Below are 25185 nucleotides of genomic sequence, written 5' to 3'. Positions count from 1 at the left end.
CATGACGGCCGCGATGCTCGTCGTCGCCGGCTGCAGCGGACAGGCGAGCGACCAGGCGCAGAGTTCGTCGTCGTCGTCGTCGCCGTCGGCGTCGACGACCCCGGCGCCCGTCACCCCCGAGGAGGCCCGGGCCATCGCCAAAGAGGCCTACATCTACGGGTTTCCGATCGTCGACAACTACCGGGTGCAGTACACCTACTTCGTCGACAAGCAGGACCCGCAGTACAAGGGCGGCTGGAACGAGGTGCACAACACCGCGCGGGTGTTCACCCCCGAGGACACCACGATCCAGACACCCAACTCGGACACGCCGTACTCGGCCGTCGGCGCCGACCTGCGCACCGAACCGCTCGTGCTGACGGTCCCGCCGATCCAGCAGGACCGGTACTACTCGCTGCAGTTCGTCGACGGCTACACCTACAACTTCGCCTACGTCGGCAGCCGCACCACCGGCAACGGCGGCGGCAAGTACCTGCTGGCGGGCCCGGACTGGAAGGGCGAGAAGCCCGCCGGCATCGACGAGGTGATCCGGTCGGACACCGAGCTCGCGATGGTGCTGTACCGCACGCAGCTTTTCGGACCGTCCGACATCGACGAGGTCAAGAAGATCCAAGCCGGATACCAGGTGGCCCCGCTGTCGGTGTTCCTCAACCAGCCCTCGCCCGCGCCGGCCCCGCCGATCGACTTCGTGCCGCCGCTGACTCCCGACCAGCAGCGCACGTCGCCGCAGTTCTTCGAGATCCTGAACTTCGCGCTGCGCTTCGCGCCGACGCTGCCCGAGGAGAAGGACTTGCGCGAACGATTCGCGAAGATCGGTATCGGGCCCGACGGCAACTTCGACGCCGAGAAGCTCACCCCCGAGATGCGCACGGCGATCGAGGGCGGCATGGCCGACGCGTGGGCCGAGCTCGACGCGCTGAAGAAGAACGACATCGACACCGGCAAGGTCGGATCGGCCCAGTTCTTCGGCACCCGCCAGGACCTCAAGGGCAACTACCTGTACCGGATGGCCGGCGCGGTGTTCGGCATCTACGGCAACACCGCTGCCGAAGCGCTCTACCCGAGCTTCACCACCGACTCCACCGGCGCCCCGCTGACCGGGGCCAACAACTACACGTTCCGGTTCGCCAAGGGGCAGCTGCCGCCGGTCAACGCGTTCTGGTCGCTGACGGTCTACGAGCTGCCGCAGAGCATGCTGGTGGCCAACCCGATCAACCGCTACCTGATCAACTCGCCGATGCTGCCGAGCCTGGTGCCCGACTCCGACGGCGGCTACACCTTCTACGTGCAGAACAGCTCGCCCGGCCTGGACCGGGAAGCGAACTGGCTGCCCACCCCGAAGGGGCCGTTCTCGCTGGTGCTGCGCCTGTACTGGCCGAAGCCCGACGCCCTGAACGGCACGTGGAAGCCGCCGCAGCCGGAAAAGGTCTAACCTGGCGCCGGTGAAGCGGGCCGACCTGGTGCTCTCCGGCGGCGGCGTCAAGGGCATCGCCCTGGTCGGCGCCGTCGCGGCGCTCGTCGACGCCGAGTACGTGCCGCAGCGCATCTCCGGTACGTCGGCCGGCGCCCTGGTCGGGGCCGTGCTCGCCGCGGCCGCGCAGCACGGCGACCTCACCTCGGGGCAGCTCGAGGACCTCGCGCTGTCCATCGACTACCGCGCCTTCCTCGACCCCGGGCCGATCGAACGGGTGCCGGTGCTCGGCCCGGCGTGGGGAGTGCTCAGCGGCGGCGGCATCTACCGGGGTGAGGCGCTGCGGCGCTGGGTGGCCGACCAACTCGCCGGCTTCGGGGTGACGACGTTCGCCGACCTGGCCATCGACGATCCGCAGCTGCCGCCCGAGCAGCGCTACCGCCTGGTCGTGACCGTCGCCGACGTCACCCGCGGCGAGCTGGTCCGGCTGCCGTGGGACTACCGGCGCGTCTACGGCCTCGACCCGGACGAACAGAAGGTCGCCGACGCGGTGCGCGCGTCGACCGCGATCCCGTTCTTCTTCCATCCCGAAACGCTGACCAGCGCCGACGGCATCACCTCGACGCTGGTCGACGGCGGGCTGCTGTCCAACTTCCCGATCGACTCGCTGGACCGCACCGACGGGGGCAAGCCGCGCTGGCCGACGTTCGGCGTGACGTTGCTGCCCACCCTGCCGGCCGAGTCCGACCAGGTGATCCCGGCGCTGCGGCCGCTGCATCTGCTCGGCTCGCCGACACTGCTCGAGCAGGTGCTGACGACGATCCTGGTGGGGCGGGATCAGGCCTACCTGAACCAGCCGTGGGTCAGCGTCCGCACCATCCGGATCGACACCCGCGAGGTCGGGGTCCTCGACTTCGACCTCACCACCGCCGAGAAACGCACCCTCTACCTGAAGGGCCTGCGGGCAGGTGAGGAATTCCTGACGACGTGGGACTGGACCGACTACGTCGACCGCTTCCGGTGAGCTACCGGCCGCGTCTGCGCAGGTAGCGCTCGAACTCCGCCGCCAGCGCGTCGCCGTCGATCTTGCCCAGCGCCTCGTTCATGTCGACCTCCGCGTCGCCGCGCTCTTCGAGCGACTGCACGTACTCGGCGATCTCGTCGTCCTCCGAGGTCATCTCGGTGACCGCCTGCTCCCACTCCTCGGCCTGGGCGGGCAGGTCGGCCAGCGGCACCTCGATGTCGAGGACGTCCTCGACGCGGCGCAGCAGCGCGACGGTGGCCTTCGGGTTAGGGGGTTGCGACACGTAGTGCGGCACCGCGGCCCAGAAGGTGACCGCGGGGATGCCCGCCTGCACGCACGCGTCCTGGAACACGCCCGCGATGCCCGTGGGTCCCTCGTACCGGGTCTCCTCGAGTCCGAACGTCTTGGCCGAGTCGGGGGAGTAGGCCGCGCCCGACACCGGGACGGGGCGCGTGTGCGGCGTGTCGGCCAGCAGCGCGCCCAGGATCACCACGGTCTGCACGTTGAGCTTGTCGGCGATCGCCAGCAGTTCGGCGCAGAAGGTGCGCCACCGCATGTTGGGTTCCACGCCGTGCATCAGCACGATGTCGCGGTCGGCGCCCGGCGGGCGGCAGTGCGAGATCCGCATCGACGGCCACACCAGCTCCCGGGTCACCCCGTCGACCTGGCGGATCACCGGACGATTGACCTGGTAGTCGTAGTAGGCCTCGTCGTCGATCTCGACGATCGTCTCCGCCTCCCAGATGGCATCGAGATGCTCCAGGGCATCGCTGGCCGCGTCTCCGGCGTCGTTCCACCCCTCGAATGCGGCGACGACGATCGTGTCGCGCAGGTCAGGGAGGTCGGGTCGCTTCGGACCGCCGAAATCCGAGGGGGTCACCAATCCAGCGTAAGCCCTGCGTGGGTCAGATGACGGGCATCGACCCGCCCCCGGGGTGCGGTCGGCGAAATAGCCTCCGCGGCCTTCTGGTTAACCTGGGAGACGACGACTCGACCGGCACTGTCGCATGGCCGGCGCGCACGATGGCGTGCACGCCGAGCGGGTTGCGGGTCGATCGCAGCGACGAGGTGGGCGTCCAGACGTCGATCGGGAGACGACGTTAGACTTTTCTCCGTCGAGAGGCGTTGCAACGGGTTCCGGTGATGAGCCGGTGTCCGCCACGCTCGGCAGAGTCAAGGACGCCTTCCGCCATGGAAGGAACGCTTGTGGACACTCCGGAATCGGACGCCTTCGCGCCGAACATCCGTCCCGACTGCACCGACGCGCTGACCGACGCGCTGCGTCAGCGGATCATGGTGATCGACGGAGCGATGGGCACCGCGATCCAGCGGGACCGGCCGGATGAGGCCGGCTACCGCGGCGAGCGCTTCAAGGACTGGCCGAGCGACCTCGTCGGCAACAACGACCTGCTCACGCTGACGCAGCCGCATATCATCGCCGACATCCACCGCGAGTATCTCGACGCGGGCGCCGACATCCTCGAGACCAACACGTTCAATGCGAACGCGGTCTCGCTGTCCGATTACGGCATGGAGGAGTTCGCCTACGAGCTGAACTACGCGGGCGCGGCCCTGGCCCGGGCGGCCTGCGACGAGTTCAGCACCGAGGACAAGCCCCGCTACGTCGCCGGTGCGCTGGGGCCCACGACGCGCACCGCGTCGATCTCGCCGGACGTCAACGACCCCGGTGCGCGCAACGTCTCCTACGACCAACTGGTCGCCGCCTACCTCGATGCCGCCCGTGGCCTCGTCGACGGTGGGGCGGACCTGCTGATCGTCGAGACCATCTTCGACACGCTGAACGCCAAGGCCGCGATCTTCGCGATCGAGACGCTGTTCGAGGACCGCGGACGCCGCTGGCCGGTGATCGTCTCGGGCACCATCACCGACGCTTCCGGACGGACGTTGTCGGGGCAGGTCACCGAGGCGTTCTGGAATTCGATCCGGCACGCCAAGCCGCTGGCGGTCGGCCTCAACTGCGCACTGGGCGCGCCGGAGATGCGGCCCTACCTCGCGGAGATGTCCCGGATCGCGGACACCTTCGTGTCCTGCTACCCGAACGCGGGGCTGCCCAACGCCTTCGGCGAGTACGACGAATCCCCGAAGCGCCAGGCCGGTCACGTCGCCGACTTCGCCGAGGCGGGCCTGGTCAACATGGTCGGGGGGTGCTGCGGCACGACGCCGGCGCACATCGCCGAGATCGCCAAGGTCGTCGAGGGCAAGGCGCCGCGAGACGTGCCGGAGATCCCGCTGGCCACCCGGCTGTCGGGCCTGGAGCCGCTCAACATCACCGAGGATTCGCTGTTCGTCAACATCGGTGAGCGCACCAACATCACCGGGTCGGCCCGGTTCCGCAACCTCATCAAGGCCGAGGACTACGACACCGCGCTGTCGGTGGCGCTGCAGCAGGTCGAGGTCGGGGCGCAGGTCATCGACATCAACATGGACGAGGGGATGATCGACGGCGTCGCCGCGATGGACCGCTTCACCAAGCTGATCGCGGCCGAACCCGACATCAGCCGCGTCCCGGTGATGATCGACTCCTCCAAGTGGGAGGTCATCGAGGCCGGCCTGAAGAACGTGCAGGGCAAGCCGATCGTCAACTCGGTCTCCATGAAGGAGGGCGAGGAGAAGTTCGTCCGCGAGGCCCGGCTGTGCCGCAAGTACGGCGCCGCCGTCGTCGTGATGGCGTTCGACGAGCAGGGGCAGGCCGACAACCTGGAGCGCCGCAAGGAGATCTGCGGCCGCGCCTACCGGATCCTCACCGAGGAGGTCGGGTTCCCGGCCGAGGACATCATCTTCGACCCGAACTGCTTCGCGCTGGCGACGGGCATCGAGGAGCACGCGACCTACGGAATCGACTTCATCGACGCGTGCGCGTGGATCAAGGAGAACCTGCCCGCGGTGCACATCTCGGGCGGTATCTCGAACGTGTCGTTCTCGTTCCGGGGCAACAACCCGGTTCGCGAGGCCATCCATGCGGTGTTCCTGTTCCACGCCATCAAGGCCGGCCTGGACATGGGCATCGTCAACGCCGGCGCGCTGGTGCCGTACGACTCGATCGACCCCGAGCTGCGCGAGCGCATCGAGGACGTGGTGCTGAACCGCCGCGAGGACGCCGCCGAACGCCTGCTGGAGATCGCCGAGCGGTTCAACAAGTCGGAGAAGGGCGAGGACCCGGCGGCAGCCGAGTGGCGGTCTCTCCCGGTCCGGGAGCGCATCACCCATGCCCTGGTCAAGGGCATCGACGCCCACGTCGACGACGACACCGAGGAACTGCGCGCCGAGATCGCCGCCGCGGGCGGGCGGCCGATCGAGGTGATCGAGGGCCCGCTGATGGACGGGATGAACGTGGTGGGCGACCTCTTCGGCTCGGGCAAGATGTTCCTGCCCCAGGTGGTGAAGTCGGCCCGGGTGATGAAGAAGGCCGTGGCGTACCTGCTGCCCTACATCGAGGCGGAGAAGGCCGAGAACGGCACGACGGCCACGAAAGACACCAACGGCACCATCATCATGGCGACCGTGAAGGGTGACGTCCACGACATCGGCAAGAACATCGTCGGAGTCGTGTTGCAGTGCAACAACTTCGAGGTGATCGACCTCGGCGTGATGGTGCCCGCCCGCAAGATCCTGGACGCCGCCAAGGAGCACGACGCCGACATCATCGGCCTGTCCGGGCTGATCACCCCGTCGCTCGACGAGATGGTCAACTTCGCCGTCGAGATGGAACGCGAGGGGCTGGAGATCCCGCTGCTGATCGGCGGGGCGACCACGTCACGCGCGCACACCGCGGTCAAGGTGGCGCCGCGCCGTTCCGGCCCGGTGGTGTGGGTCAAGGACGCATCCCGTTCGGTGCCCGTCGCGGCCGCCTTGCTCGACGACCGGCAGCGCCCAGCGCTGCTCGAGGCCACCGAGAAGGACTACGCGTCGCTGCGTGAACGGCACGCGCAGAAGAACGAGCGGCCGATGCTGACGCTGGAGAAGGCGCGCGCGAACCGCACGCCCATCGACTGGGACGGCTACACGCCGCCGGTGCCCGCGCAGGGTCTCGGCGTGCGCGAATTCCTCGACTACGACGTGGCCGAGCTGCGCGAGTACATCGACTGGCAGCCGTTCTTCAACGCCTGGGAGATGAAGGGCCGGTTCCCCGACATCCTCAACAACCCGGCGTCGGGAGAGACCGCCCGCAAGCTGTACGACGACGCCCAGGAGATGCTCGACACCCTGATCAAGGAGAAGTGGCTGACCGCCAACGGCGTGATCGGCTTCTTCCCGGCGAACGCGGTCGGTGACGACGTCGAGGTCTACACCGACGACACCCGCACCGAGGTGCTGACGAGGCTGCACAACCTGCGCCAGCAGGGCCAGCACCGCGACGGCATCCCGAACCGGAGCCTCGGCGACTTCGTCGCCCCCAAGGACACGGGTCTGGCGGATTACGTCGGCGCCTTCGCGGTCACCGCGGGCCTGGGCGGCGCGGACAAGATCGCCGAGTTCAAGGCGGCGCACGACGACTACAACGCGATCCTGCTGGAGTCGCTCGCCGACCGGCTGGCCGAGGCGTTCGCCGAACGCATGCATCAGCGGGTCCGCACGGAGTTCTGGGGATACCAGCCCGACGAACACCTCGACAACGAGGCCCTCATCGGGGAGAGGTACCGCGGCATCCGTCCCGCGCCCGGTTACCCGGCCTGCCCGGAGCACACCGAGAAGGCCACGCTGTGGCAGCTGATGGACGTCAAGACCCGCACCGGCATCGAGCTGACCGAGTCGATGGCGATGTGGCCCGGCGCCGCGGTCAGCGGCTGGTACTTCTCGCATCCCCAGTCGCAGTACTTCGTCGTCGGCCGGCTGGCGCAGGACCAGGTCGCCGACTACGCGAAGCGCAAGGGCTGGACGCTGCAGGAGGCCGAGCGGTGGCTGGCCCCGAACCTCGGCTACAACCCGGAGGACTGAGCCGCGAACGTCAGTCGTCGTAGACGACGACGTTGTCGGTGACGGCGTTGCGCGGGATGTCGAGGAAGTTCGCCGGGAAGGCGGGGTCGGCGTAGCCGATGCAGATGCCGCACAACACGGTCAGTTCGGCGGGGATGCCGAGCTGTTCGCGGGCGACCTCGGGATAGAGCGCTGTGGAGACCTGCACGCAGGTGTCCAGCCCGCGGTCGGTGAGCGCGAGCAGCAGCGTCTGCAGGAACATGCCGACCCCGATCGCGTCGGCGAACCCGAGGTCCTGGTGCATGCACACGATGCCGGCGACCGGTGCGTGGAAGAAGTCCCAGTTGCGCAGCTGCGCGTTCCAGCGGCCCGCGGTGTCCTCGCGGGCGACGCCCATCGCGCCGTAGACCAGTGCCCCCAGTTGACGGCGCAGGTGGCTGTGCGACTCCGGGATGCCCATCGCGGGGGGCGGGTCGGCGCGCACCGCGGCGGCGAGCGCGCCGGCGAGGCGTTCGCGCCGGGCGCCGGTGGCCAGGAACAGCCGCCACGGTTGCACGTTGGAGTTCGAGGGCGCCCGCATCGCCAGCGTCAACGCCTCGTCGAGCAGTTCCGGCGGTACCGGCTTGTCGGGCAGGAACATTCGCGTGGAGTGCCGCCGCCGGACCACGGTGTCGAGATCGGACACGCTGCCTCCTACCGGGCCGCGGGCACGCGGCGGTCCTTGCGTGCCTCCAGTTCGGCGTCGTCGACCAGGACGAACATGTCGACGCCCGGCCGGCAGAGCATGGTGACCAGGAAGCGCAGCGGTACGTCGTCGCGGTTGTTGCCGTCGGAGTAGTGGATGACGTCGCCGCCGGGCTCCCAGAACGCCTCGCCGGCGGTGATGACGCGGGGTGGCTCGCCTTCGAGTTCGAAGAGCATCTCGCCCTCGAGGACGTATCCGAAGCACGGTCCGCCGGGGTGCCGGTGAGGGGGCGCGCCGGCGTCACCGGGACCCCACTCGATGACCGCGGTCATCGCCTCGGCGCCGGCCGAAATGTGGGGCGGTGTGACGGACTGCAGCAGGGTCATCGCCTTCATCAGTCGTTGCGTCTGGTCGGACATGGCTGGCCTTCCGGTCGTCGGCGGATCTTCTCCTTCGACCCTGGCACTGCGGCGGTCCCGGGGGACCCTTGACAATCCGTAGTCCGGCCGCGGCCCCGGGGTGCGCGGTTCGCGCCGCGGGGCCGTTTCGTGACACAATCGGCGGGTGCGAGCGGTGTTGTGGGACATGGACGGCACGCTCGTCGATTCCGAAAAGCTGTGGGACATATCACTGTCCGCGCTCTACGAGTCGCTGGGCGGCTCGATGAGCCGCGAGACCAGGACTGCACTGGTCGGCGCGTCGGCCGACGAGACGATGGCCACGGTCTACACGGAGTTGGGTCTTGACCTCGACCCGCAGGCGATGGCCGAGTCGATCCGCTGGCTGCACGAGCACACGGCCGGGTTGTTCGACGGCGGACTGCCGTGGTGTGACGGAGCCCGGGAAATGCTGGAAGCTCTTGCGGCCGACGGCACCCCGATGGCGCTGGTGACCAACACCCAGCGTGCGCTGACCGAGCGTGCACTCAACAGCATTGGGCGACACTACTTTTCGGTGACCGTGTGTGCCGACGAGGTCGCCAGCGGCAAACCCGCGCCCGATCCGTACCTGCGCGCCGCCGATCTGCTCGGGCTCTCCGCGTCGGAGTGCCTGGCCGTCGAGGACTCCGTCACCGGTGCCGCGGCGGCGGAGAAAGCCGGCTGCGCGGTGCTGGTGGTGCCCAACGACGTGCCGGTCCCCGGGGGTATCCGGCGCCGGCACGCCGATTCGCTGGCGGGCCTGGACGCCGACGCGCTGCGCCGCATCTACCGCGAGATCGATCGGGAACTGCGCAGCGCGTAAAGACGCGCACTTGTGGGAATGCTCCCGACCGCTCCATGCGAGTGATTGAATGTGATGCGTATCACGCAACGGCGCGGGAAGGGTGTGTGATGGCCGGTCAAGGTGGTCCAGCTGCAGATGGTCCGGAGATCTTCTCCGGGGACGAGAAGTTCGCGTCGGGGAAGACGGCGATCCGGATCGCGTCGGTGGCCGCGCTCGGCGGCCTGCTGTTCGGCTACGACAGCGCGGTGATCAACGGCGCGGTCGACTCCATCCAGGAGGACTTCGGCATCGGTAACGCCGAACTGGGCTTCGCGGTCGCCTCGGCGCTGCTGGGCGCCGCCGCGGGTGCGATGACCGCGGGCCGCATCGCCGACAAGATCGGTCGCATCGCGGTGATGAAGATCGCCGCGGTGCTGTTCCTGATCAGCGCCTTCGGCACCGGCTTCGCGCACGAGGTCTGGACGGTGGTGCTGTTCCGGATCGTCGGCGGCGTCGGCGTCGGCGTCGCATCGGTCATCGCGCCGGCCTACATCGCCGAGACCTCGCCGCCCGGCATCCGCGGCCGGCTCGGATCGCTGCAGCAGCTGGCCATCGTGTCGGGCATCTTCCTGTCCTTCGCGATCAACTATCTCCTGCAGTACCTGGCCGGCGGCCCCAACGAGCCGCTGTGGTTCGGTCTGGACGCCTGGCGCTGGATGTTCCTGGCGATGGCGCTGCCCGCGGTGCTCTACGGCGTCCTCGCCTTCACGATCCCGGAATCGCCGCGCTATCTGGTTGCCAGCCACAAGATCCCGGAGGCCCGCCGCGTCCTGACGATGCTGCTCGGGCAGAAGAACCTGGAGATCACGATCTCCCGCATCCAGGAGACCCTGGAACGCGAGGACAAGCCGTCCTGGCGGGACATGAAGAAGCCGACCGGCGGGCTCTACGGCATCGTCTGGGTGGGCCTGGGGCTGTCGGTGTTCCAGCAGTTCGTCGGCATCAACGTGATCTTCTACTACAGCAACGTGCTGTGGCAGGCGGTCGGCTTCAGTGCCGACGACTCCGCCATCTTCACCGTGATCACCTCGGTCATCAACGTGCTGACCACGCTGATCGCGATCGCTCTCATCGACAAGATCGGACGCAAGCCGCTGCTGCTGATCGGCTCGACGGGTATGGCGATCACGTTGATCACGATGGCGGTGATCTTCGGTAACGCGACGCTCAACCCGGACGGGACACCGAGCCTGCCCGGCGCATCCGGGACGATCGCACTGATCGCCGCCAACCTGTTCGTCGTCGCGTTCGGCATGTCCTGGGGCCCGGTGGTGTGGGTGCTGCTCGGCGAGATGTTCCCCAACCGGATCCGCGCCGCGGCGCTGGGCCTGGCCGCTGCCGGCCAGTGGGCGGCCAACTGGCTGATCACCGTCACGTTCCCCGGCCTTCGCGAGCACCTCGGCCTGGCCTACGGCTTCTACGGGCTGTGCGCGGTGCTGTCGGGACTGTTCGTCTGGCGCTGGGTGATGGAGACCAAGGGCGTGTCGCTGGAGGACATGCACGGCTCGATCATGAAGAGCGAGCCGAAACCGGTCGGCTAGGGCGCGCGGCCCGGATCGTCTCCGGGTCCGCGGCGGGCCTCGCCACCGCGACGTGACACAATCGGCCAACGTGAAGACCTTCGACGCCCTGTTCGCCGAGTTGAGTGAACGGGCCCGCACCCGGCCCGCAGGCAGCGGCACCGTCGCGGCGCTGGACGCGGGCGTGCACGGCATCGGCAAGAAGATCCTCGAGGAGGCCGGCGAGGTGTGGCTGGCCGCCGAGCACGAGAGCAACGAGGCGCTGGCCGAAGAGGTCAGCCAGCTCCTCTACTGGACCCAGGTGCTGCTGCTCGCACGCGGCCTCACCCTCGACGACGTGTATCGGACGTTGTGACGTGCCCCAGAACTTGCGTGTCGCGGTCCCCAACAAAGGCACCCTCAGCGAACCGGCCGCGGCGATCCTGTCCGAGGCCGGCTACCGGCGCCGCACCGACGCCAAGGACCTGACGGTCGTCGACCCGGTCAACCAGGTCGAGTTCTTCTTCCTACGGCCCAAGGACATTGCGATCTACGTCGGATCGGGCCAGCTCGACCTGGGCATCACCGGCCGTGATCTGGCACTGGAGTCCGACGGGCCGGTGCGGGAGCGCCTCGCGCTGGGCTTCGGATCGTCGACGTTCCGCTACGCCGCCCCGGCCGGGCGGTCCTGGCAGGTGGAAGACCTCGCCGGCAGACGCATCGCCACCTCGTTCCCGAACCTGGTGCGAAAGGACCTGGCGGCCCGGAACATCGAGGCCACGGTGATCCGCCTGGACGGCGCGGTGGAGATCTCGGTGCAACTCGGCGTGGCCGACGCGATCGCCGATGTGGTCGGCTCCGGGCGCACGCTGGGTCTGCACGATCTCACCGCGTTCGGCGACTCGCTGTGCGACTCCGAGGCGGTGCTCATCGAGCGCGCCGACGACAGTGGCGACGCCGAGAAGGACGCGGCCCGCGATCAACTGGTGGCCCGGGTCCAGGGCGTGGTGTTCGGCCAGCAGTACCTGATGCTCGATTACGACTGTCCGCGTTCGGTTCTCGACCGCGCCACCGAGGTGACGCCGGGGCTCGAGTCACCGACGATCGCGCCGCTGGCCGATCCCGACTGGGTCGCCGTACGTGCGCTGGTGCCGCGCCGCGACGTCAACGCGATCATGGACGAGCTCGCCGCGATCGGGGCCAAAGCAATCCTGGCCTCGGACATCAGGTTCTGCCGCTTCTAGGAACATCGACACCGCTCACGCGCGGGATGGCCGTGTTAGCGTCGCCCTGTCCAACCACGGGGAGGTCCGATGACGCAGGTCCTGGTTCTTGTGTTCGCACTCCTGATCGGGGTGATCGCCGGCCTGCGCGCCATGACCGCACCCGCCGCTGTGGCCTGGGGCGCGTTCCTCGGCTGGATCGACGTCGACGGCAAGTGGTCGGAGTGGGTGGCACACCCGATCACGGTGACGGTGCTGACCATCCTCCTCGTCGGTGAGCTGATCACCGATCAGCTGCCCAAGACGCCGAGCCGCAAGGTGCCGCCGCAGTTCCTTGCGCGCCTGGTGACGGGCGGCTTCGCCGGCGCCGTCATCGGCAGCGCCTTCTTCCACACCTTCAGCGCGACCGGTGCGGGCATGATCGGCGCCGTGCTCGGCACCCTCGCCGGCGCCGAGCTGCGCACCAGGGTCGCCGCCGCGCGGGGTGGCAACGACCGCCCCGGCGCCTTCATCGAGGACGCGCTCGCCGTCGTCGGCGGCTTCCTGGTCGCCTTCCTCGTCAGCGTGGTGTAGCGGATGGTTCAGCGATTCGACGCGATCATCGTCGGCGCCGGGCAGGCCGGCCCGCCGCTGGCCGGCCGGCTCACCGAGGCGGGCCAGACCGTGGCGGTGATCGAACGCAAACTCGTCGGCGGAACGTGCGTCAACTCCGGCTGCATCCCCACCAAGACGCTCGTCGCCAGCGCGCATGCCGCGCACATCGCGCGCCGGGGCGCCGATTTCGGGATCGGCACCGGGACCGTGACCGTCGACATGGCCGCCGTCAAAGCCCGCAAGGACCGCATCAGCACCGGCGACCGCGAAGGCGTCGAGTCCTGGATCGAGGGCATGCCCGGCTGCACGCTGATCCGCGGCCACGCCCGCTTCGAGGGACCGCACACCCTGCGGGTCGACGATCAGGTCCTCGAGGCCGACCGCATCTTCCTCAACGTCGGCGGCCGCGCGGTGGCGCCCGATCTGCCCGGGCTGGCCGACATCGACTACCTGACCAACGTCGGCATCCTCGACCTCGACGTCGTGCCCGAGCACCTGGTGATCATCGGCGGCAGCTACATCGCGCTGGAGTTCGCCCAGATGTACCGCCGGTTCGGGGCCGAGGTCACGGTCATCGAGAAGGGCCCGCGGCTGACCTCCCGCGAGGACGAGGACGTTTCGGCGTCGATCAAGGAGATCCTCGAAGCCGAGGGCATCCACGTCGTCGTCGGCGCCGACGCGATGTCGTTCGCCAAGCAGGACAGCGGATTCACCGTCACACCGCGCGACGGGGCCGAGCCGATAAGCGGCTCGCACCTGCTCGTCGCGGTGGGCCGGCAGCCCAACACCGACGATCTCGGACTCGAGGCCGCCGGGGTGGAGACCGACAAGCGCGGCTACATCGTCGTCGACGACCAGCTGCGCACCAATGTCGGGCACATCTGGGCGATGGGGGACTGCAACGGCCGCGGCGCCTTCACCCACACGTCCTACAACGACTTCGAGATCGTGGCCGCCAACCTGCTCGACGACGACCCGCGCCGGGTCAGCGACCGCGTCACCACCTACGCGCTCTACATCGACCCTCCGCTGGGTCGCGCCGGCATGAGTGTCGACGAGGTGCGCCGGTCCGGGCGAAAAGCGTTGGTGGGCAAGCGTCCGATGACCCGGGTGGGACGCGCGGTGGAGAAGGGGGAGACGCAGGGCTTCATGAAGGTCGTCGTCGACGCCGAGACCGAGCAGATCCTCGGCGCGGCGATCCTCGGCGTCGGCGGTGACGAGGTGATCCAGGACATCCTCGACGTGATGACCGCCAAGCTGCCCTACACGGCGATCTCGCGCACCATGCACATCCACCCCACGGTCAGCGAGTTGGTGCCCACGATGCTGCAGGAGCTCGAACCGCTGGACTGATCGGCGCCCCCTTGACTGTGGCATGAGTCACAGTAATATGACCACTGGTCATATCAAGCCTGGGAGGCGCGATGCCCACGGTCACCTGGTCCCGTCTCGGCGGTGAACGCCGGGCCGCCGTGGTGGCCGCCGCGGAGGCGGAGTTCGCCGAGCACGGCTTCTCCCGCGGCAGCCTCAACGTCATCGCGCGGCGCGCGGGCGTGGCCAAGGGCAGCCTGTTCCAGTACTTCGCCGACAAGCGCGACCTCTATGCCCACATCACCGACGTCGGCAGCCAGCGGGTGCGGTCCCACATGGAGGCCCAGATCCGCGTGCTCGACCCGAGTCGGCCGTTCTTCGAGTTCCTCACCGACCTGCTCGACGTGTGGGTCGCGTACTTCGCCGAGCATCCCCGGGAGCGGGCGCTGCATGCCGCGTCGAGCTTCGAGGTCGACACCGACGCGCGGGTGAGCGTGCGGGCCGTGGTGCACCGGCACTATCTCGAGGTTCTCCGGCCGCTCGTGCAGGACGCGCGGGCGCGCGGCGACCTGCGCGCCGATGCCGACGTCGACGCGCTGCTGTCCCTGCTGCTGATGCTGCTGCCGCACCTGGCGCTGGCGCCGTACGTGCGCGGCATGGACCCGGTGCTCGGTCTCGACGAGATGTCCGCCGAACAGCCCGCGCTGGTCGTGCGGCGCTACGTCGCCGTGCTGGCCGCCGCGTTCGGTACCGGCGCGCCCCAGACCCTGTCAACCGTCCACTTCAGAGGAGAACACGCAGATGACTAGGACACGTTCGGATTCGCTCGCCGCAGGCGGTCTCAACTGGGACAGCCTGCCGCTCAAGCTCTTTGCCGGCGGCAACGCGAAATTCTGGAATCCCGCCGACATCGACTTCTCCCGGGACCGCGCCGACTGGGAGGCGCTGACAGACCTCGAACGCGAATGGGCCACCCGGCTGTGCGCCCAGTTCATCGCCGGGGAGGAAGCGGTCACCCAGGACATCCAGCCGTTCATGGCGGCGATGCGGGCCGAGGGCCGCCTCGGCGACGAGATGTATCTGACCCAGTTCGCCTTCGAGGAAGCCAAGCACACCCAGGTGTTCCGGCTGTGGCTGGACGCGGTCGGGGTCACCGACGATCTGCAGGTCTTCCTCGACGACCTCCCGACGTACCGGACGATCTTCTACGAGGAGCTGCCGGCATCCCTGGACGCGCTTGCCTCCGATCCGTCGCCGGCGGCGCAGGTGCGGGCGTCGGCGACCTACAACCACGTCATCGAAGGCATGATGGCGTTGACGGGATACTATGCGTGGCACCGGATCTGCGTAGACAACAACATCCTGCCCGGCATGCAGGAACTGGTGCGCAGAATCGGCGACGACGAACGGCGCCACATGGCGTGGGGCACGTTCACATGTCGGCGCCACGTCGCGGCCGACGACGGCAACTATGCGGTGTTCGAGAACCGGATGAACGAGCTCATCCCGCTGGCGCTGCAGAACACCGACGACGCCTACGACCTCTACGACGAGGTGCCGTTCGGCCTGCAGAAGGACGAGTTCCAGCAGTACGCCGCGGACAAGGGGATGCGCCGGTTCGGCACGATCAGCAGTGCCCGCGGTCGTCCGCTGGCCGAGATCGACATCGATTACACGCCACTGCAGCTCGAGGACACCTTCGCCGACGAGGACCGCAAGGCGCTGGCCGCCTCCGCGTGAGGTTCACGCCGCTGTCGTGACCGCCCGGCCGGCGATGAGCTGGGCGGTCACCTCGGCGACCCGCGCGCCGAGGTGACGACACGTCGCCACGTCGGCGGGATGAACGGCCTGCGCGTCGGCGTCGACGTCGGTGGCCGCCCCCGCGCCCAGCCAGAAGCCCAGCCGGTTCGGATCGAGTTCGCTGCCGGCCGAGCTGTTCCAGCCCGGGCCGAGACCCAGGTTCACCCAGTGCATGTGGTGCTGCGCGGCGAAGACGGCCAGAGAGACCAAGGTGTTCATCTTGTCGCCGCTCTTGGCGCCGGAGTTGGTGAATCCCGCCCCGACCTTGTCGCGCCACGCCCCGGTGATGCATCGCCTGCCGGTCTTCTCGGCGAAGGCCTGGAAGCCCGACGACACGTTGCCCATGTAGGTGGCGCTGCCGAAGACGATCGCATCGGCGGTGTCGAGCGTGTGCCAGTCGGCTTCGGTCATGTCGGTCACCGCGACGGGGGTCGCGGTGGCTCCGGTCGAATCAGCGCCGGCAACAACGGATTCGGCGAGGGCGGCGGTGTGTCCGAACCCGGACTGGTAGGCGACGGCGATGAGTGGAGCCCGCATCATGGTTTCCCTTCGGAGTTCAGGATCTCGAGGCGGCGGGCAGTCCAGTCGGGCAGCGCTTCGCCGGCGAGGTGGGCTTCGAGACGGTCGAGGAAGGCGTGCGTGCCGCCGAGGAAGCCGCCGGCGTTGCGCACGCCCAGGCCTCGATGGCTGAATCGCAGCAGGGTCGCCTGCCCGTCGGGGCCGTCCGGAACGAGTTCGTAACGGACGGTGCCGTCTTCGACGATCGGTTGCTTCCATTCGTGTTCGAACACGTGCGGGGGATCCCACACCAGGATGCGGCCGGTCATCCTCTTGCGCTCCGCCGGCAGGGGCGGGCCGTCGGCCACCATGTCGATCAGACCGCCCTCGACGGGCTCGATCGTGGTGTGCCCGAACCACTCTCGTCGCTGTGTGGGATCGGTGATGGCAGCCCAGACGATCTCGACGGGGTAGGGGAGTCGCCGTTCGAACCGCAGGACCGCGCGGTCGCCGTCGACGGTGATGCGGCCCTCTCGCTCACTCATCGGGTGTCCCGTGAGTGCGGTGGAGGTGGCGTTCCAGCGCGTCGAGGTGACCGGTCCAGAAGCGGCGGTACTGCTCGATCCAGGCATCGATGGCCACCAGGCCCTCCGAACGCAAGGCATAGATCCGCCGTTGCGCGTCGGGCCTTACCTCGACCAGCCCGACCTCACGCAGCACGCGCAAGTGGCGGGAGACGGTGGGCTGCGTCAGGCCGGGGAGTGCTGCGACGAGCTCGCCCGCCGTGCGCTCACCGTCGGCCAGGGAATCCAGCAGTATCCGCCGACTCGGCTCGGCGACCGCTTCGAATACGTCCACGCCACCAGTATTGCATCTGATCTATATAGATGCAATCGCATATAAGGGTTACTGGTGGAAGTTCCACTGACCGCAGTCGCGCGCCATCACGTCGTTGACGTCGACGCGACTCCCTCCGACGAGGGGCCCGGGATTCGATGCGGTGTCCACCACCCGCTGATACAGCACGGCGGCGGGGTGGATCCGGTTGCCGGACCAGGCGCGCGTCTGCCACGCCCACCGGTATCCGGGGATGCCCGACTGCCCGATCACCCCGTCGGCGATCGCCCACTGGCAGACGTCGATGCCTCCGTAGACGCCGGTGCGCTGAACGCCCAGGACCGAGTTGATGCCGCGAAACCACGGCAGCGCCACCGTGTTCCAGGTGTTGCGGTCGATGTCCTCGTCGATGGTGAAGAAGACGGGTGCGCTCCGGCCGCCTCCGGCCGCGGTGTGCAACTGCCACGCGGTGCGCGCATCGGCGACGCCGCCGGGGTAGCCGCGGGTGAAGTCCGACGGCGCCGTGCCGCCGGGCTTGCCGTACTGGTAGTTGCTGACGATCACCAGTCCCGCGGCGGTGAGCGCGCGGGCGTAGGGCAGCGTGATCGGCTTGGCGCCGAACGACGATCCGGGGCGCGAGAGCGAGACGTAGTTGACCACGCCGGCGTGACCGGCCGCCCGGATGTCCTGCGCCGGGATCTGGCGTGCGGCGAAGTCGATCAGCGTCGGGGCCGCGGCCGCCGCGCGGGGCGCCCCGGAGCTCAGCGCGACCGCACCCAATCCGGCCAGCGCCGACGCCGCGGTGGCGTAGCGCAGGGCGTCCCGCCGCGACAGGCGCCGGGGGCCGGGATCGGCTGGGTGGTCAGACACGGCGTGATGTTAACCATGTGACAGTTGTTAACGATGGAGCCCACGCCGACCCGATACCTGTCAGTGACCTGGCCGTGAACTCAGCTGGTCGCGTGCAGCAACCTCAGGGTGCCGATCTCCGCGGCGTTCTTCGTCAACTCGATCGCCACCCACAGCGCTGTGTCGGCCTGGGTGCGGCTCGTGCCCGGACCCCAGGGGAAGGTCGAGGGTGCGGCGAGGGAGTCGACCGTCGACTCATGGAGGAACTGTCGCCATCTCTGCGCCAACCCACGGACCGTCGCCACCGCCCCTTCGGCGTCGCCGGCCCACGGCAGCGCGACGGGATCGGGCATCGGCTCGTCGGACATCGCGGCCAAAGTGGCAGTCCACCAGTAGGCGATGTGCCAGGTGAGCCAGGCGATCGTCGGAACCGGCACCGGCTCGGGTTCGACCGTGGCCCAGTCCGCCCGCCACACTCCCGTGTCGTCCCGCCGGACCGTCCAGCACACGGGGGACGGCTCCCACAGCGCAGAGGTGTCGTCGATCTCGGCCAGATGGAGATCGCACAGTGCCCACGCGAGATCGAACTGTGCGCGGATCTCGGCGATCATGCTCGCCGCTGCACGAACAGCGTCTGCGCGCAGGTGCCGATGAACCCGGCCCGGTCGAAGATCTCCGCCGTGGTCACCCCGATGCCGTCGGGGCCGATCGACCCGCGGGCGCGCAGCCCGAAGTCCTCGCCGTCGGGCAGGCGGTGCAGGTGCACGACGGTGTCGGTGTTCATGAACACGAACTGCTGCGGATCCAGGGCCGCCCCGATGCCGTTGGCGGAATCGACCACCATCGCCAGGCGCTGCAGGGCGGTCGTCGGCTCCGAATCCACCAGCGGCACAAGCGGACTGATCCACGCCTCGGCGGCCGCGCCGGGTGCGGTCTGCTGCCGGCGCCAGCTCACGGTCTCCAGGTAGCCCGGTGCGCCCTCCCAGGCGTGGGCGGTGCCCGCACCCGTGCCCTCGACCATCGGGGGATAGCGGTCCACGGCGGCGTCGTGGGTGTCGCTGGTCGCCAGCAGCCACGCGGTGACCCGGGCGACGGTCCGGCGGCCGCCGTCGGGACGGTCGACCGCCATCTCGGCGACCATCAACGAGATCCGGGCCCCGGGCCGATCCACGCGCGCGCTCACCCGCACCGGTGCGACCGGGATCGCGCCCAGGATGTCCAGGCTCAGCCGGCCGACCCGCAGACCCGTACCCGCCGCCAGCTCCTCGATCGCCCGGGTCAGCAGCGCCAGCGGCGGCGAGCCGTGCTGGATCTGCGGATCCCAGTTGCTCCGGGTGCCGTCGGTGGAGTCGAACAGCGAGAACTCCCCGTCGACGCCTCGCCGGCGGAACAGGCAGTCGATCACGCGGCGAGATCCGGTGCGTGCAGGACCGCATCGGGGTCGCCCTCGTCGGGCACCTGCGGCCAGCCCGGGTAGGGCGGGGGAGTGCCGCCGAAGACGGGGCAGTGCGCGCGGTGGGCGCACCAGTCGCACAGGCGAGACGGATTGGGCCGGAAATCGCCGGTGGCACCGGCTGCGCGGATCGCCGACCAGATCGCCATCAGCGTCTTCTCGAACCGCAGCAGCTCGTCGATGTCGGGGGTGTAGTCGAGCACCTGGCTGTCTGCGAGGTAGATGAGGCGCAACCGCGCCGGCAAGACGCCGCGCGAGCGCAGCAGCGCGACCGCGTAGAACTTCATCTGGAACATCGCCTTGAATTCGGCGAGCGCGCGGGCCTCCGGCGGCGCCTTCCCGGTCTTGTAGTCGACGACGCGGAGCTCACCGGTGGGCGCCACGTCGATGCGGTCGACGAAGCCCCGCAGCAGCGTGCCGTCGGTCAGTTCCACCTCGACCCGCTGCTCGCAGGCCTGCGGGTCGAACCGCGTCGGATCCTCCAGCCGGTAGTACCCGGACAGCAGCACCCGGGCCTCTTCGAGGAGCGTGGCGCGCAGGTCGGGGGTGATCTCGTCGGCCAGGGACGGCTTCTCGGCGACGACGCGCTCCCATGCCGGGGCGGCCAGCGACAACGCCGTTTCGGGGATGCGCTCGGGCGCCGGCAGCAGGTAGAGCTGCTCGAGCGCGGCGTGCACCACCGATCCGCGGACCTGGGCGGTCGACGACGGCTCCGGCAACCGGTCGATGGCCCGGAAGCGGTAGAGCAGGGGGCACTGCTTGAAGTCGCTGGCGCGAGACGGGGACAGAGCCGGCCGTCGCACCGGCCGGTCGTCCTGCTCGCTCATGCGTTTCACCCTAGGACCGTGGGCCGACAGATCCGGGCAACCCGGGCGCGAACCGCGCCGCGTCTGCTGGCAGGCTGGTCAGCTGTGCGCAGAACCGGTCCGTTCGACGTGGGTGACCGCGTGCAACTCACCGATGCCAAGGGCAGGCGCTACACGATGCTGCTCAAGCCGGGCGGGGAATTCCACACCCACCGCGGCATCATCTCCCTCGACGACGTGGTCGGGCTGCCGGAGGGCAGCGTGGTCCGGTCGACCAACGGCGACCAGTTCCTGGTGCTGCGCCCGCTGCTCGTCGACTACGTGATGTCGATGCCGCGCGGCGCGCAGGTGGTCTACCCCAAGGACGCCGCGCAGATCGTGCACGAGGGGGACATCTTCCCGGGGGCGCGGGTGCTCGAAGCCGGCGCCGGCTCGGGCGCTCTGACGTGCTCTCTGCTGCGTGCGGTCGGGCCGGAGGGCCGGGTGACGTCCTACGAGGTGCGCGAGGACCACGCCGAACACGCGGTCCGCAACGTCGAGACCTTCTTCGGCGAGCGGCCTGCCAACTGGGACCTGGTGCTCGCCGATGTCGGCGACTACACCGGGCCCGAGGTGGACCGCGCCGTGCTCGACATGCTCGCGCCCTGGGATGTGCTGAAGGCGGTCGGCGACGCGCTGGTCCCGGGCGGCGTCCTGATGATCTACGTCGCGACCGTGACCCAGCTGTCGAAGACCGTCGAGGCGCTGCGCGAACAGCAGTGCTGGACCGAGCCGCGGGCGTGGGAGAGCATGCAGCGCGGCTGGCACGTCGTCGGTCTCGCGGTGCGTCCGGAGCATTCCATGCGGGGCCACACGGCCTTTCTGATCAGCGCGCGCAAATTGGCTCCCGGTGCGGTGGCGCCGATCCCGCTGCGCAAGAAGCGCCCGACGGTGTAATCACTCGTCAGACTCACTCGTCGTCGCTGCGCCGCAATCCGCGCCGCACCGACAGCAGTTCGAATTCGGGTCGGGCCGCGACCAGTCGTTCGGCGGCGTCGAGCACGCTCACCGCATGCGCCCGGTCCGCGGCGACCACGCCGACCCCGACGCCGGCGCGCCGGTGGAGATCCTGGGAGCCGGTCTCGGCCGCCGACACCGAGAAGCGGCGCGCCAACTCAGAAACGAGGGGCCGCACGGCGGAACGCTTCTGCTTGAGCGAGCGCACATCGCCGAGCAGCAGGTCGAACTCCAGCCAGCCGATCCACATGGGCTAGGGCGTCGGTGTTGGCGCGGCCGGCGGCGGTGGCGCCGGCGGTGGTGGTGCGTCGAGGGCGAGGAGTTGGTCGGCGGTCTGGCGGGTCAGCTGCCACGATCCGTCGGCCGGGGCGAACTCCATCGGGTACGTGAAACGTCCGCTCTGCGGGTTGGCCGTCGTGACGATCACGGTCGCGACGACGTTGCCGGAGCCGTTCTGCGACCACGCCAGATCGCGCGCCTCGAAGCTCAGCGGGAGCGATCCGTTGTCGCGCAGTGCGGCGGCGAACCGGTCCAGCCCCGCGGCCTCGCCGGCGGTGCCGTTCTCGATCAGCGTGACCTTTTCTGTTCCCGGCACGGCCGGATCGGCCAGCCGTGCCATCACGTCGGTCAAAGCGGACGGCTGCGGCAGTGGTGGACCGCCAGGTGCCGGAGGGGCCGGGGCCGGGATTCCCACCGACGGCGGCGGCGACGTCTCGACCGACGGGGACGACGTGGGAGGGGTCGCCGGACCGCACCCGCCCAACGCGAACGCCGCCACGATCGTGGCGGCGCCGCGGAGGAGAACGGGGTGACGCACCGGCGTCATCGTTCGGTAAGAATCAGGCGAATCAGCCCAGCATCCCCGCCAACGTGAACAGCGACTGCTGCGAGAGCTGCCAGCCGGTGGGGCTCGGACCCTGGACGAAGCTCAGCGGCATCGTGCGGGTCACGCCGTTGGGCAGCGTCGCCGTGACGTTGGCCGTCGCGACGTTGCCGTTCTGGTCCACATCGGCGACCGTCGCGGTCAGCGGCAGGTAGCCCTTCTCGACCGCGCTGTTGTACTTGGCGGACACGCCGATTCCGCCGATACGGCCCAGGTCCTGCACGTAGGCCTGCTTGCCGGAGAACGAACCGCCGGAACCGAGCACGTTGACCGTCTGGGTCAGAGGGCCGGCGAGCTCAGGCGCCGGGGCCAGCGGCGCGTTGACGACGACCGGCTCCGCGGACGCCACGCCTGCACCCAGTGCAATCGAGGTCACACCCACGGCCGCGGCACCCGCGACGGCGGCTGCTGCGGTCCCAGCGGTGAAGCTGGTAAAGAGGGATTTGAGGGTCACGACTGTCCTTCCGATCGGACGAACTGATGTACAGAGGCTAACAGTGTTGCTGGTGTGTCGAATTCCTACACCGCACACAATGACTGAATCGCCGGTAGCTTTGAAGTTGTTACCGCACCAACATCCGGTGTGGGAAAGGAGCTCAGCATGAGTGAGTCCGAACGTCCCGAAGCCTCTGACGCCTTCGGGGCATCCCCCCAGAGCCGATTGTCCGCAGAGGACGCTGCCGAGCTCGAGCAGCTGCGCCGCGAAGCGGCCGTCCTGCGCGAGCAGCTCGAAAGTGCGGTGGGCCCGCAGAGCGGACTGCGCAGCGCCCGCGATGTCCATCAACTCGAGGCCCGCATCGATTCCCTGGCGGCCCGCAACGCCAAGCTGATGGACACCCTCAAGGAGGCGCGTCAGCAGTTGCTGGCGCTCCGCGAGGAGGTCGACCGGCTCGGCCAGCCGCCGAGCGGCTACGGCGTGCTGCTGTCGGTCCAGGAGGACGACACCGTCGACGTGTTCACCTCGGGCCGCAAGATGCGCCTGACGTGCTCACCCAACATCGACACCAAAGAGCTCAAGAAGGGTCAGACGGTCCGCCTCAACGAGGCGCTCACGGTCGTCGAGGCCGGCCACTACGAGTCGGTCGGCGAGATCAGCACGCTGCGCGAGATCCTCTCCGACGGCCACCGGGCCCTCGTCGTCGGTCATGCCGACGAGGAGCGCATCGTCTGGCTGGCCGAGCCGCTGGTCGCGTCCGAGGACCTGCCCGACGGCTACGACGACGACGTGCTGGGCGACGACCGTCCGCGCAAGCTTCGTCCGGGCGACTCGCTGCTGGTCGACACCAAGGCCGGGTACGCGTTCGAGCGTATCCCCAAGGCCGAGGTCGAGGACCTGGTGCTCGAGGAGGTGCCCGACGTCAGCTACCACGACATCGGTGGCCTCACCCGTCAGATCGAGCAGATCCGCGACGCCGTCGAACTGCCGTTCCTGCACAAGGAGCTCTACCGCGAGTACTCGCTGCGCCCGCCCAAAGGCGTGCTTCTCTACGGTCCGCCCGGCTGCGGCAAGACGCTCATCGCCAAGGCGGTGGCGAACTCGCTGGCCAAGAAGATGGCCGAGGTCCGCGGCGACGACGCCCGTGAGGCGAAGTCCTACTTCCTCAACATCAAGGGCCCCGAGCTGCTGAACAAGTTCGTCGGCGAGACGGAGCGGCACATCCGGCTGATCTTCCAGCGCGCGCGGGAGAAGGCCTCCGAGGGCACGCCCGTCATCGTGTTCTTCGACGAGATGGACTCGATCTTCCGCACCCGCGGCACCGGTGTCAGCTCCGACGTGGAGACCACGGTGGTGCCGCAGCTGCTCAGCGAGATCGACGGTGTGGAGGGGCTGGAGAACGTCATCGTCATCGGCGCCTCCAACCGCGAGGACATGATCGACCCGGCGATCCTGCGGCCCGGCCGGCTGGACGTCAAGATCAAGATCGAGCGGCCGGACGCCGAGGCGGCGCAGGACATCTTCAGCAAGTACCTCACCGCGGAACTGCCGATCCACGCCGACGACCTGTCCGAGTTCAACGGCGACCGCCGCCTGACGATCAAGGCGATGATCGAGAAGGTCGTCGAGCGGATGTACGCCGAGATCGACGACAACCGGTTCCTGGAGGTCACCTACGCCAACGGTGACAAGGAAGTCATGTACTTCAAGGACTTCAACTCCGGGGCGATGATCCAGAACGTCGTCGACCGGGCGAAGAAGAACGCGATCAAGTCCGTGCTGGAGACCGGCCAGCCCGGTCTGCGCATCCAGCACCTGCTGGACTCGATCGTCGACGAGTTCGCCGAGAACGAGGATCTGCCCAACACCACCAATCCCGATGACTGGGCCCGCATCTCGGGCAAGAAGGGCGAGCGGATCGTCTACATCCGCACGCTGGTCACCGGGAAGAGTTCGTCGGCAAGCCGGGCGATCGACACCGAGTCGAACCTGGGGCAGTACCTGTAGCGGGTCAGCGCGCCAGCGAGTAGCTGTTGGTCAGGCCGTCCTGGAGAACCTGGGCGGCCTGACTGCTGGTGTCGATGCGCAGCGGCTCGGCGAGGGTGCGCGTGCGGTAGGACCAGCCCTCGGGGAGCGTCAGCCGGCCGGCTAGGTGCGGCAGGTCGTCGTATTCCAGGGCAGGGTCGACGATCTGGCTCCACGTCTGCATCACCCAGTGCCCGCCGTCGGGGTCGACAAGCTCGAAAATCGGTTGGCCCGCGTCGAACACGAAGACCGCGTTGCGTGCCACCGTGTTCGGCACGTACGGGGCGGGATTCATCGAAGACAGGGTGACGACGGCCTGGCGGTACATGTCCAGACCGCCGAAGGTGACGATCTCCCGATCGTCGCCCATGTCCTTCTCGATGGCGTCCATCAACCAGTAGCGCGGCCCGTTGAGCAGGGCGGCCACCGCGCCGTGCTCCTTGGCCAGGGCCTCGGCGTCGAGCCGGCTCCACAGTTCGGGCGGACAGTCGTTGAGCGGATAGGTGTTGTAGACGGTCGCCAGCGGCCCGTCCGGCCCGGCGCTGACCAGCAGCACCTCGCCGTATCGCTTGCCCCGTAGCGTCGGCACGCGGTCAACATAGCTGTTCAGCCGCCGCCAAGAAGGGACTTTCGACCCATTCTGCGCGCCGACCTCGC

The 25185-nt window shown here is 69.0% G+C and carries 27 protein-coding genes; 13 read left to right on the top strand and 14 right to left on the bottom strand.

The features are described 5' to 3' along the window. Position 1 precedes the first annotated feature (1 nt). Together MCHUDSM44219_RS07880 and MCHUDSM44219_RS07875 are read left to right on the top strand one after the other, a co-directional pair. Positions 2 to 1432 carry a DUF1254 domain-containing protein gene (locus MCHUDSM44219_RS07880; protein ID WP_048417699.1) on the top strand — a complete coding sequence of 477 codons (1431 nt, stop codon included), beginning with the start codon at positions 2 to 4 and terminating at the stop codon, positions 1430 to 1432. Positions 1433 to 1442: 10 nt separating this feature from the next. Then, complete coding sequence (locus tag MCHUDSM44219_RS07875; RefSeq protein ID WP_082162101.1) at positions 1443 to 2435, top strand: patatin-like phospholipase family protein; 993 nt, start codon at positions 1443 to 1445, stop codon at positions 2433 to 2435. 1 nt (position 2436) lies between these two features. Here MCHUDSM44219_RS07875 and MCHUDSM44219_RS07870 read toward each other — a convergent pair whose 3' ends face one another. Beyond that, positions 2437 to 3315: a PAC2 family protein gene (locus MCHUDSM44219_RS07870; RefSeq protein WP_048417698.1), complete on the bottom strand. Its 879-nt coding sequence runs from the start codon at positions 3313 to 3315 to the stop codon at positions 2437 to 2439. Positions 3316 to 3626: 311 nt separating this feature from the next. On the opposite strand from MCHUDSM44219_RS07870, the gene metH reads away from it, so the two are divergent. Further along, positions 3627 to 7391 carry a methionine synthase gene (metH, locus tag MCHUDSM44219_RS07865; RefSeq protein ID WP_109777633.1) on the top strand — a complete coding sequence of 1255 codons (3765 nt, stop codon included), beginning with the start codon at positions 3627 to 3629 and terminating at the stop codon, positions 7389 to 7391. 10 nt (positions 7392 to 7401) lie between these two features. Here the strand turns inward: metH and MCHUDSM44219_RS07860 are convergent, their stop codons facing one another. After that, positions 7402 to 8055 carry a nitroreductase gene (locus MCHUDSM44219_RS07860; RefSeq protein WP_082162100.1) on the bottom strand — a complete coding sequence of 218 codons (654 nt, stop codon included), beginning with the start codon at positions 8053 to 8055 and terminating at the stop codon, positions 7402 to 7404. Between the two features lie 8 nt (positions 8056 to 8063). Further along, a complete protein-coding gene (locus MCHUDSM44219_RS07855) occupies positions 8064 to 8474 on the bottom strand; it encodes a cupin domain-containing protein (RefSeq protein WP_048417680.1) in 411 nt (136 codons plus the stop codon). A 145-nt stretch (positions 8475 to 8619) separates the two neighbouring features. Here MCHUDSM44219_RS07855 and MCHUDSM44219_RS07850 point away from each other — a divergent pair, with 145 nt between their 5' ends. The 8 genes from MCHUDSM44219_RS07850 to MCHUDSM44219_RS07815 all read left to right on the top strand — a co-directional run bounded on the left by MCHUDSM44219_RS07850 (position 8620) and on the right by MCHUDSM44219_RS07815 (position 15685). Beyond that, complete coding sequence (locus MCHUDSM44219_RS07850) at positions 8620 to 9297, top strand: HAD family hydrolase (protein ID WP_048417679.1); 678 nt, start codon at positions 8620 to 8622, stop codon at positions 9295 to 9297. A gap of 89 nt (positions 9298 to 9386) precedes the next feature. After that, on the top strand, positions 9387 to 10859 hold the full coding sequence (locus tag MCHUDSM44219_RS07845) for a sugar porter family MFS transporter (protein ID WP_048417678.1): 1473 nt from the start codon (positions 9387 to 9389) through the stop codon (positions 10857 to 10859). Positions 10860 to 10911: 52 nt separating this feature from the next. Next, a complete protein-coding gene (locus MCHUDSM44219_RS07840) occupies positions 10912 to 11193 on the top strand; it encodes a phosphoribosyl-ATP diphosphatase (protein WP_048417677.1) in 282 nt (93 codons plus the stop codon). A 13-nt stretch (positions 11194 to 11206) separates the two neighbouring features. Further along, positions 11207 to 12061, top strand: a complete 855-nt coding sequence (gene hisG, locus MCHUDSM44219_RS07835) for an ATP phosphoribosyltransferase (protein ID WP_048417696.1) — start codon at positions 11207 to 11209, stop codon at positions 12059 to 12061. 69 nt (positions 12062 to 12130) lie between these two features. After that, positions 12131 to 12613 (top strand): DUF4126 family protein, encoded by a 483-nt coding sequence (locus MCHUDSM44219_RS07830; protein ID WP_048417676.1) that lies wholly within the window; start codon positions 12131 to 12133, stop codon positions 12611 to 12613. 3 nt (positions 12614 to 12616) lie between these two features. After that, positions 12617 to 13987, top strand: a complete 1371-nt coding sequence (locus MCHUDSM44219_RS07825; RefSeq protein WP_048417675.1) for an FAD-containing oxidoreductase — start codon at positions 12617 to 12619, stop codon at positions 13985 to 13987. Positions 13988 to 14058: 71 nt separating this feature from the next. Then, positions 14059 to 14754, top strand: a complete 696-nt coding sequence (locus MCHUDSM44219_RS07820; RefSeq protein WP_048417674.1) for a TetR/AcrR family transcriptional regulator — start codon at positions 14059 to 14061, stop codon at positions 14752 to 14754. Further along, positions 14747 to 15685 carry a R2-like ligand-binding oxidase gene (locus MCHUDSM44219_RS07815; RefSeq protein WP_048417673.1) on the top strand — a complete coding sequence of 313 codons (939 nt, stop codon included), beginning with the start codon at positions 14747 to 14749 and terminating at the stop codon, positions 15683 to 15685. Before MCHUDSM44219_RS07820 ends, MCHUDSM44219_RS07815 begins: the two co-directional genes overlap by 8 nt. 3 nt (positions 15686 to 15688) lie before the next feature. On the opposite strand, the gene MCHUDSM44219_RS07810 is transcribed toward MCHUDSM44219_RS07815, so the two are convergent. The 7 genes from MCHUDSM44219_RS07810 to MCHUDSM44219_RS07780 all read right to left on the bottom strand — a co-directional run bounded on the left by MCHUDSM44219_RS07810 (position 15689) and on the right by MCHUDSM44219_RS07780 (position 20209). Continuing rightward, positions 15689 to 16282: a flavodoxin family protein gene (locus MCHUDSM44219_RS07810; protein ID WP_236695397.1), complete on the bottom strand. Its 594-nt coding sequence runs from the start codon at positions 16280 to 16282 to the stop codon at positions 15689 to 15691. After that, complete coding sequence (locus MCHUDSM44219_RS07805; RefSeq protein WP_048417671.1) at positions 16282 to 16788, bottom strand: SRPBCC family protein; 507 nt, start codon at positions 16786 to 16788, stop codon at positions 16282 to 16284. The genes MCHUDSM44219_RS07810 and MCHUDSM44219_RS07805 overlap by 1 nt, the downstream gene beginning before the upstream one ends. Beyond that, positions 16781 to 17101 (bottom strand): ArsR/SmtB family transcription factor, encoded by a 321-nt coding sequence (locus MCHUDSM44219_RS07800; protein ID WP_048417670.1) that lies wholly within the window; start codon positions 17099 to 17101, stop codon positions 16781 to 16783. Before MCHUDSM44219_RS07800 ends, MCHUDSM44219_RS07805 begins: the two co-directional genes overlap by 8 nt. A 48-nt stretch (positions 17102 to 17149) precedes the next feature. Beyond that, positions 17150 to 17950 (bottom strand): DUF1906 domain-containing protein, encoded by an 801-nt coding sequence (locus MCHUDSM44219_RS07795; protein WP_048417669.1) that lies wholly within the window; start codon positions 17948 to 17950, stop codon positions 17150 to 17152. 80 nt (positions 17951 to 18030) lie between these two features. Next, positions 18031 to 18540, bottom strand: a complete 510-nt coding sequence (locus MCHUDSM44219_RS07790) for a DinB family protein (protein WP_048417668.1) — start codon at positions 18538 to 18540, stop codon at positions 18031 to 18033. Next, positions 18537 to 19334, bottom strand: a complete 798-nt coding sequence (locus MCHUDSM44219_RS07785; protein WP_048417667.1) for a thioesterase family protein — start codon at positions 19332 to 19334, stop codon at positions 18537 to 18539. The genes MCHUDSM44219_RS07790 and MCHUDSM44219_RS07785 overlap by 4 nt, the downstream gene beginning before the upstream one ends. Then, on the bottom strand, positions 19331 to 20209 hold the full coding sequence (locus tag MCHUDSM44219_RS07780; protein WP_048417666.1) for a RecB family exonuclease: 879 nt from the start codon (positions 20207 to 20209) through the stop codon (positions 19331 to 19333). Before MCHUDSM44219_RS07780 ends, MCHUDSM44219_RS07785 begins: the two co-directional genes overlap by 4 nt. Before the next feature lie 84 nt (positions 20210 to 20293). Here MCHUDSM44219_RS07780 and MCHUDSM44219_RS07775 point away from each other — a divergent pair, with 84 nt between their 5' ends. Next, positions 20294 to 21124 carry a tRNA (adenine-N1)-methyltransferase gene (locus tag MCHUDSM44219_RS07775; RefSeq protein ID WP_048417665.1) on the top strand — a complete coding sequence of 277 codons (831 nt, stop codon included), beginning with the start codon at positions 20294 to 20296 and terminating at the stop codon, positions 21122 to 21124. A gap of 13 nt (positions 21125 to 21137) precedes the next feature. On the opposite strand, the gene MCHUDSM44219_RS07770 is transcribed toward MCHUDSM44219_RS07775, so the two are convergent. Genes MCHUDSM44219_RS07770 through MCHUDSM44219_RS07760 form a run of 3 tightly spaced genes read right to left on the bottom strand, consistent with a single transcriptional unit; the run spans position 21138 to position 22416 of the window. Continuing rightward, positions 21138 to 21434 carry a DUF503 domain-containing protein gene (locus MCHUDSM44219_RS07770; protein WP_048417664.1) on the bottom strand — a complete coding sequence of 99 codons (297 nt, stop codon included), beginning with the start codon at positions 21432 to 21434 and terminating at the stop codon, positions 21138 to 21140. Positions 21435 to 21437: 3 nt separating this feature from the next. Then, a complete protein-coding gene (locus MCHUDSM44219_RS07765) occupies positions 21438 to 22001 on the bottom strand; it encodes a lipoprotein LppK (RefSeq protein WP_413783588.1) in 564 nt (187 codons plus the stop codon). A 31-nt stretch (positions 22002 to 22032) separates the two neighbouring features. After that, a complete protein-coding gene (locus MCHUDSM44219_RS07760; protein WP_330218607.1) occupies positions 22033 to 22416 on the bottom strand; it encodes an MTB12 C-terminal domain-containing protein in 384 nt (127 codons plus the stop codon). A gap of 252 nt (positions 22417 to 22668) precedes the next feature. On the opposite strand from MCHUDSM44219_RS07760, the gene arc reads away from it, so the two are divergent. After that, positions 22669 to 24510, top strand: coding sequence for a proteasome ATPase (gene arc / locus MCHUDSM44219_RS07755; RefSeq protein ID WP_048417662.1), 1842 nt, complete (start codon positions 22669 to 22671; stop codon positions 24508 to 24510). Between the two features lie 4 nt (positions 24511 to 24514). Here arc and MCHUDSM44219_RS07750 read toward each other — a convergent pair whose 3' ends face one another. After that, a complete protein-coding gene (locus tag MCHUDSM44219_RS07750; protein WP_109777630.1) occupies positions 24515 to 25117 on the bottom strand; it encodes a hypothetical protein in 603 nt (200 codons plus the stop codon). Positions 25118 to 25185: the final 68 nt, after the last annotated feature.

The sequence above is a fragment of the Mycolicibacterium chubuense genome, assembly GCF_001044255.1.
Lineage (GTDB): Bacteria > Actinomycetota > Actinomycetes > Mycobacteriales > Mycobacteriaceae > Mycobacterium > Mycobacterium chubuense.
The sequence above is the reverse complement of the archived record's forward strand: the minus strand, read 5'-3'. Positions and strand labels throughout refer to the sequence as shown.

What these genes read in the sequence shown, in the direction of transcription:
- MCHUDSM44219_RS07880 (WP_048417699.1), top strand. Translation starts at nt 2, where the DNA reads ATGACGGCCGCGATGCTCGTCGTCGCCGGCTGCAGCGGACAGGCGAGC.
- metH (WP_109777633.1), top strand. Translation starts at nt 3,627, where the DNA reads ATGGAAGGAACGCTTGTGGACACTCCGGAATCGGACGCCTTCGCGCCG.
- MCHUDSM44219_RS07855 (WP_048417680.1), bottom strand. Translation starts at nt 8,474, where the DNA reads ATGTCCGACCAGACGCAACGACTGATGAAGGCGATGACCCTGCTGCAG.
- MCHUDSM44219_RS07845 (WP_048417678.1), top strand. Translation starts at nt 9,387, where the DNA reads ATGGCCGGTCAAGGTGGTCCAGCTGCAGATGGTCCGGAGATCTTCTCC.
- MCHUDSM44219_RS07830 (WP_048417676.1), top strand. Translation starts at nt 12,131, where the DNA reads ATGACGCAGGTCCTGGTTCTTGTGTTCGCACTCCTGATCGGGGTGATC.
- MCHUDSM44219_RS07825 (WP_048417675.1), top strand. Translation starts at nt 12,617, where the DNA reads ATGGTTCAGCGATTCGACGCGATCATCGTCGGCGCCGGGCAGGCCGGC.
- MCHUDSM44219_RS07820 (WP_048417674.1), top strand. Translation starts at nt 14,059, where the DNA reads ATGCCCACGGTCACCTGGTCCCGTCTCGGCGGTGAACGCCGGGCCGCC.
- MCHUDSM44219_RS07815 (WP_048417673.1), top strand. Translation starts at nt 14,747, where the DNA reads ATGACTAGGACACGTTCGGATTCGCTCGCCGCAGGCGGTCTCAACTGG.
- MCHUDSM44219_RS07810 (WP_236695397.1), bottom strand. Translation starts at nt 16,282, where the DNA reads ATGCGGGCTCCACTCATCGCCGTCGCCTACCAGTCCGGGTTCGGACAC.
- MCHUDSM44219_RS07805 (WP_048417671.1), bottom strand. Translation starts at nt 16,788, where the DNA reads ATGAGTGAGCGAGAGGGCCGCATCACCGTCGACGGCGACCGCGCGGTC.
- MCHUDSM44219_RS07790 (WP_048417668.1), bottom strand. Translation starts at nt 18,540, where the DNA reads ATGATCGCCGAGATCCGCGCACAGTTCGATCTCGCGTGGGCACTGTGC.
- MCHUDSM44219_RS07780 (WP_048417666.1), bottom strand. Translation starts at nt 20,209, where the DNA reads ATGAGCGAGCAGGACGACCGGCCGGTGCGACGGCCGGCTCTGTCCCCG.
- MCHUDSM44219_RS07770 (WP_048417664.1), bottom strand. Translation starts at nt 21,434, where the DNA reads ATGTGGATCGGCTGGCTGGAGTTCGACCTGCTGCTCGGCGATGTGCGC.
- arc (WP_048417662.1), top strand. Translation starts at nt 22,669, where the DNA reads ATGAGTGAGTCCGAACGTCCCGAAGCCTCTGACGCCTTCGGGGCATCC.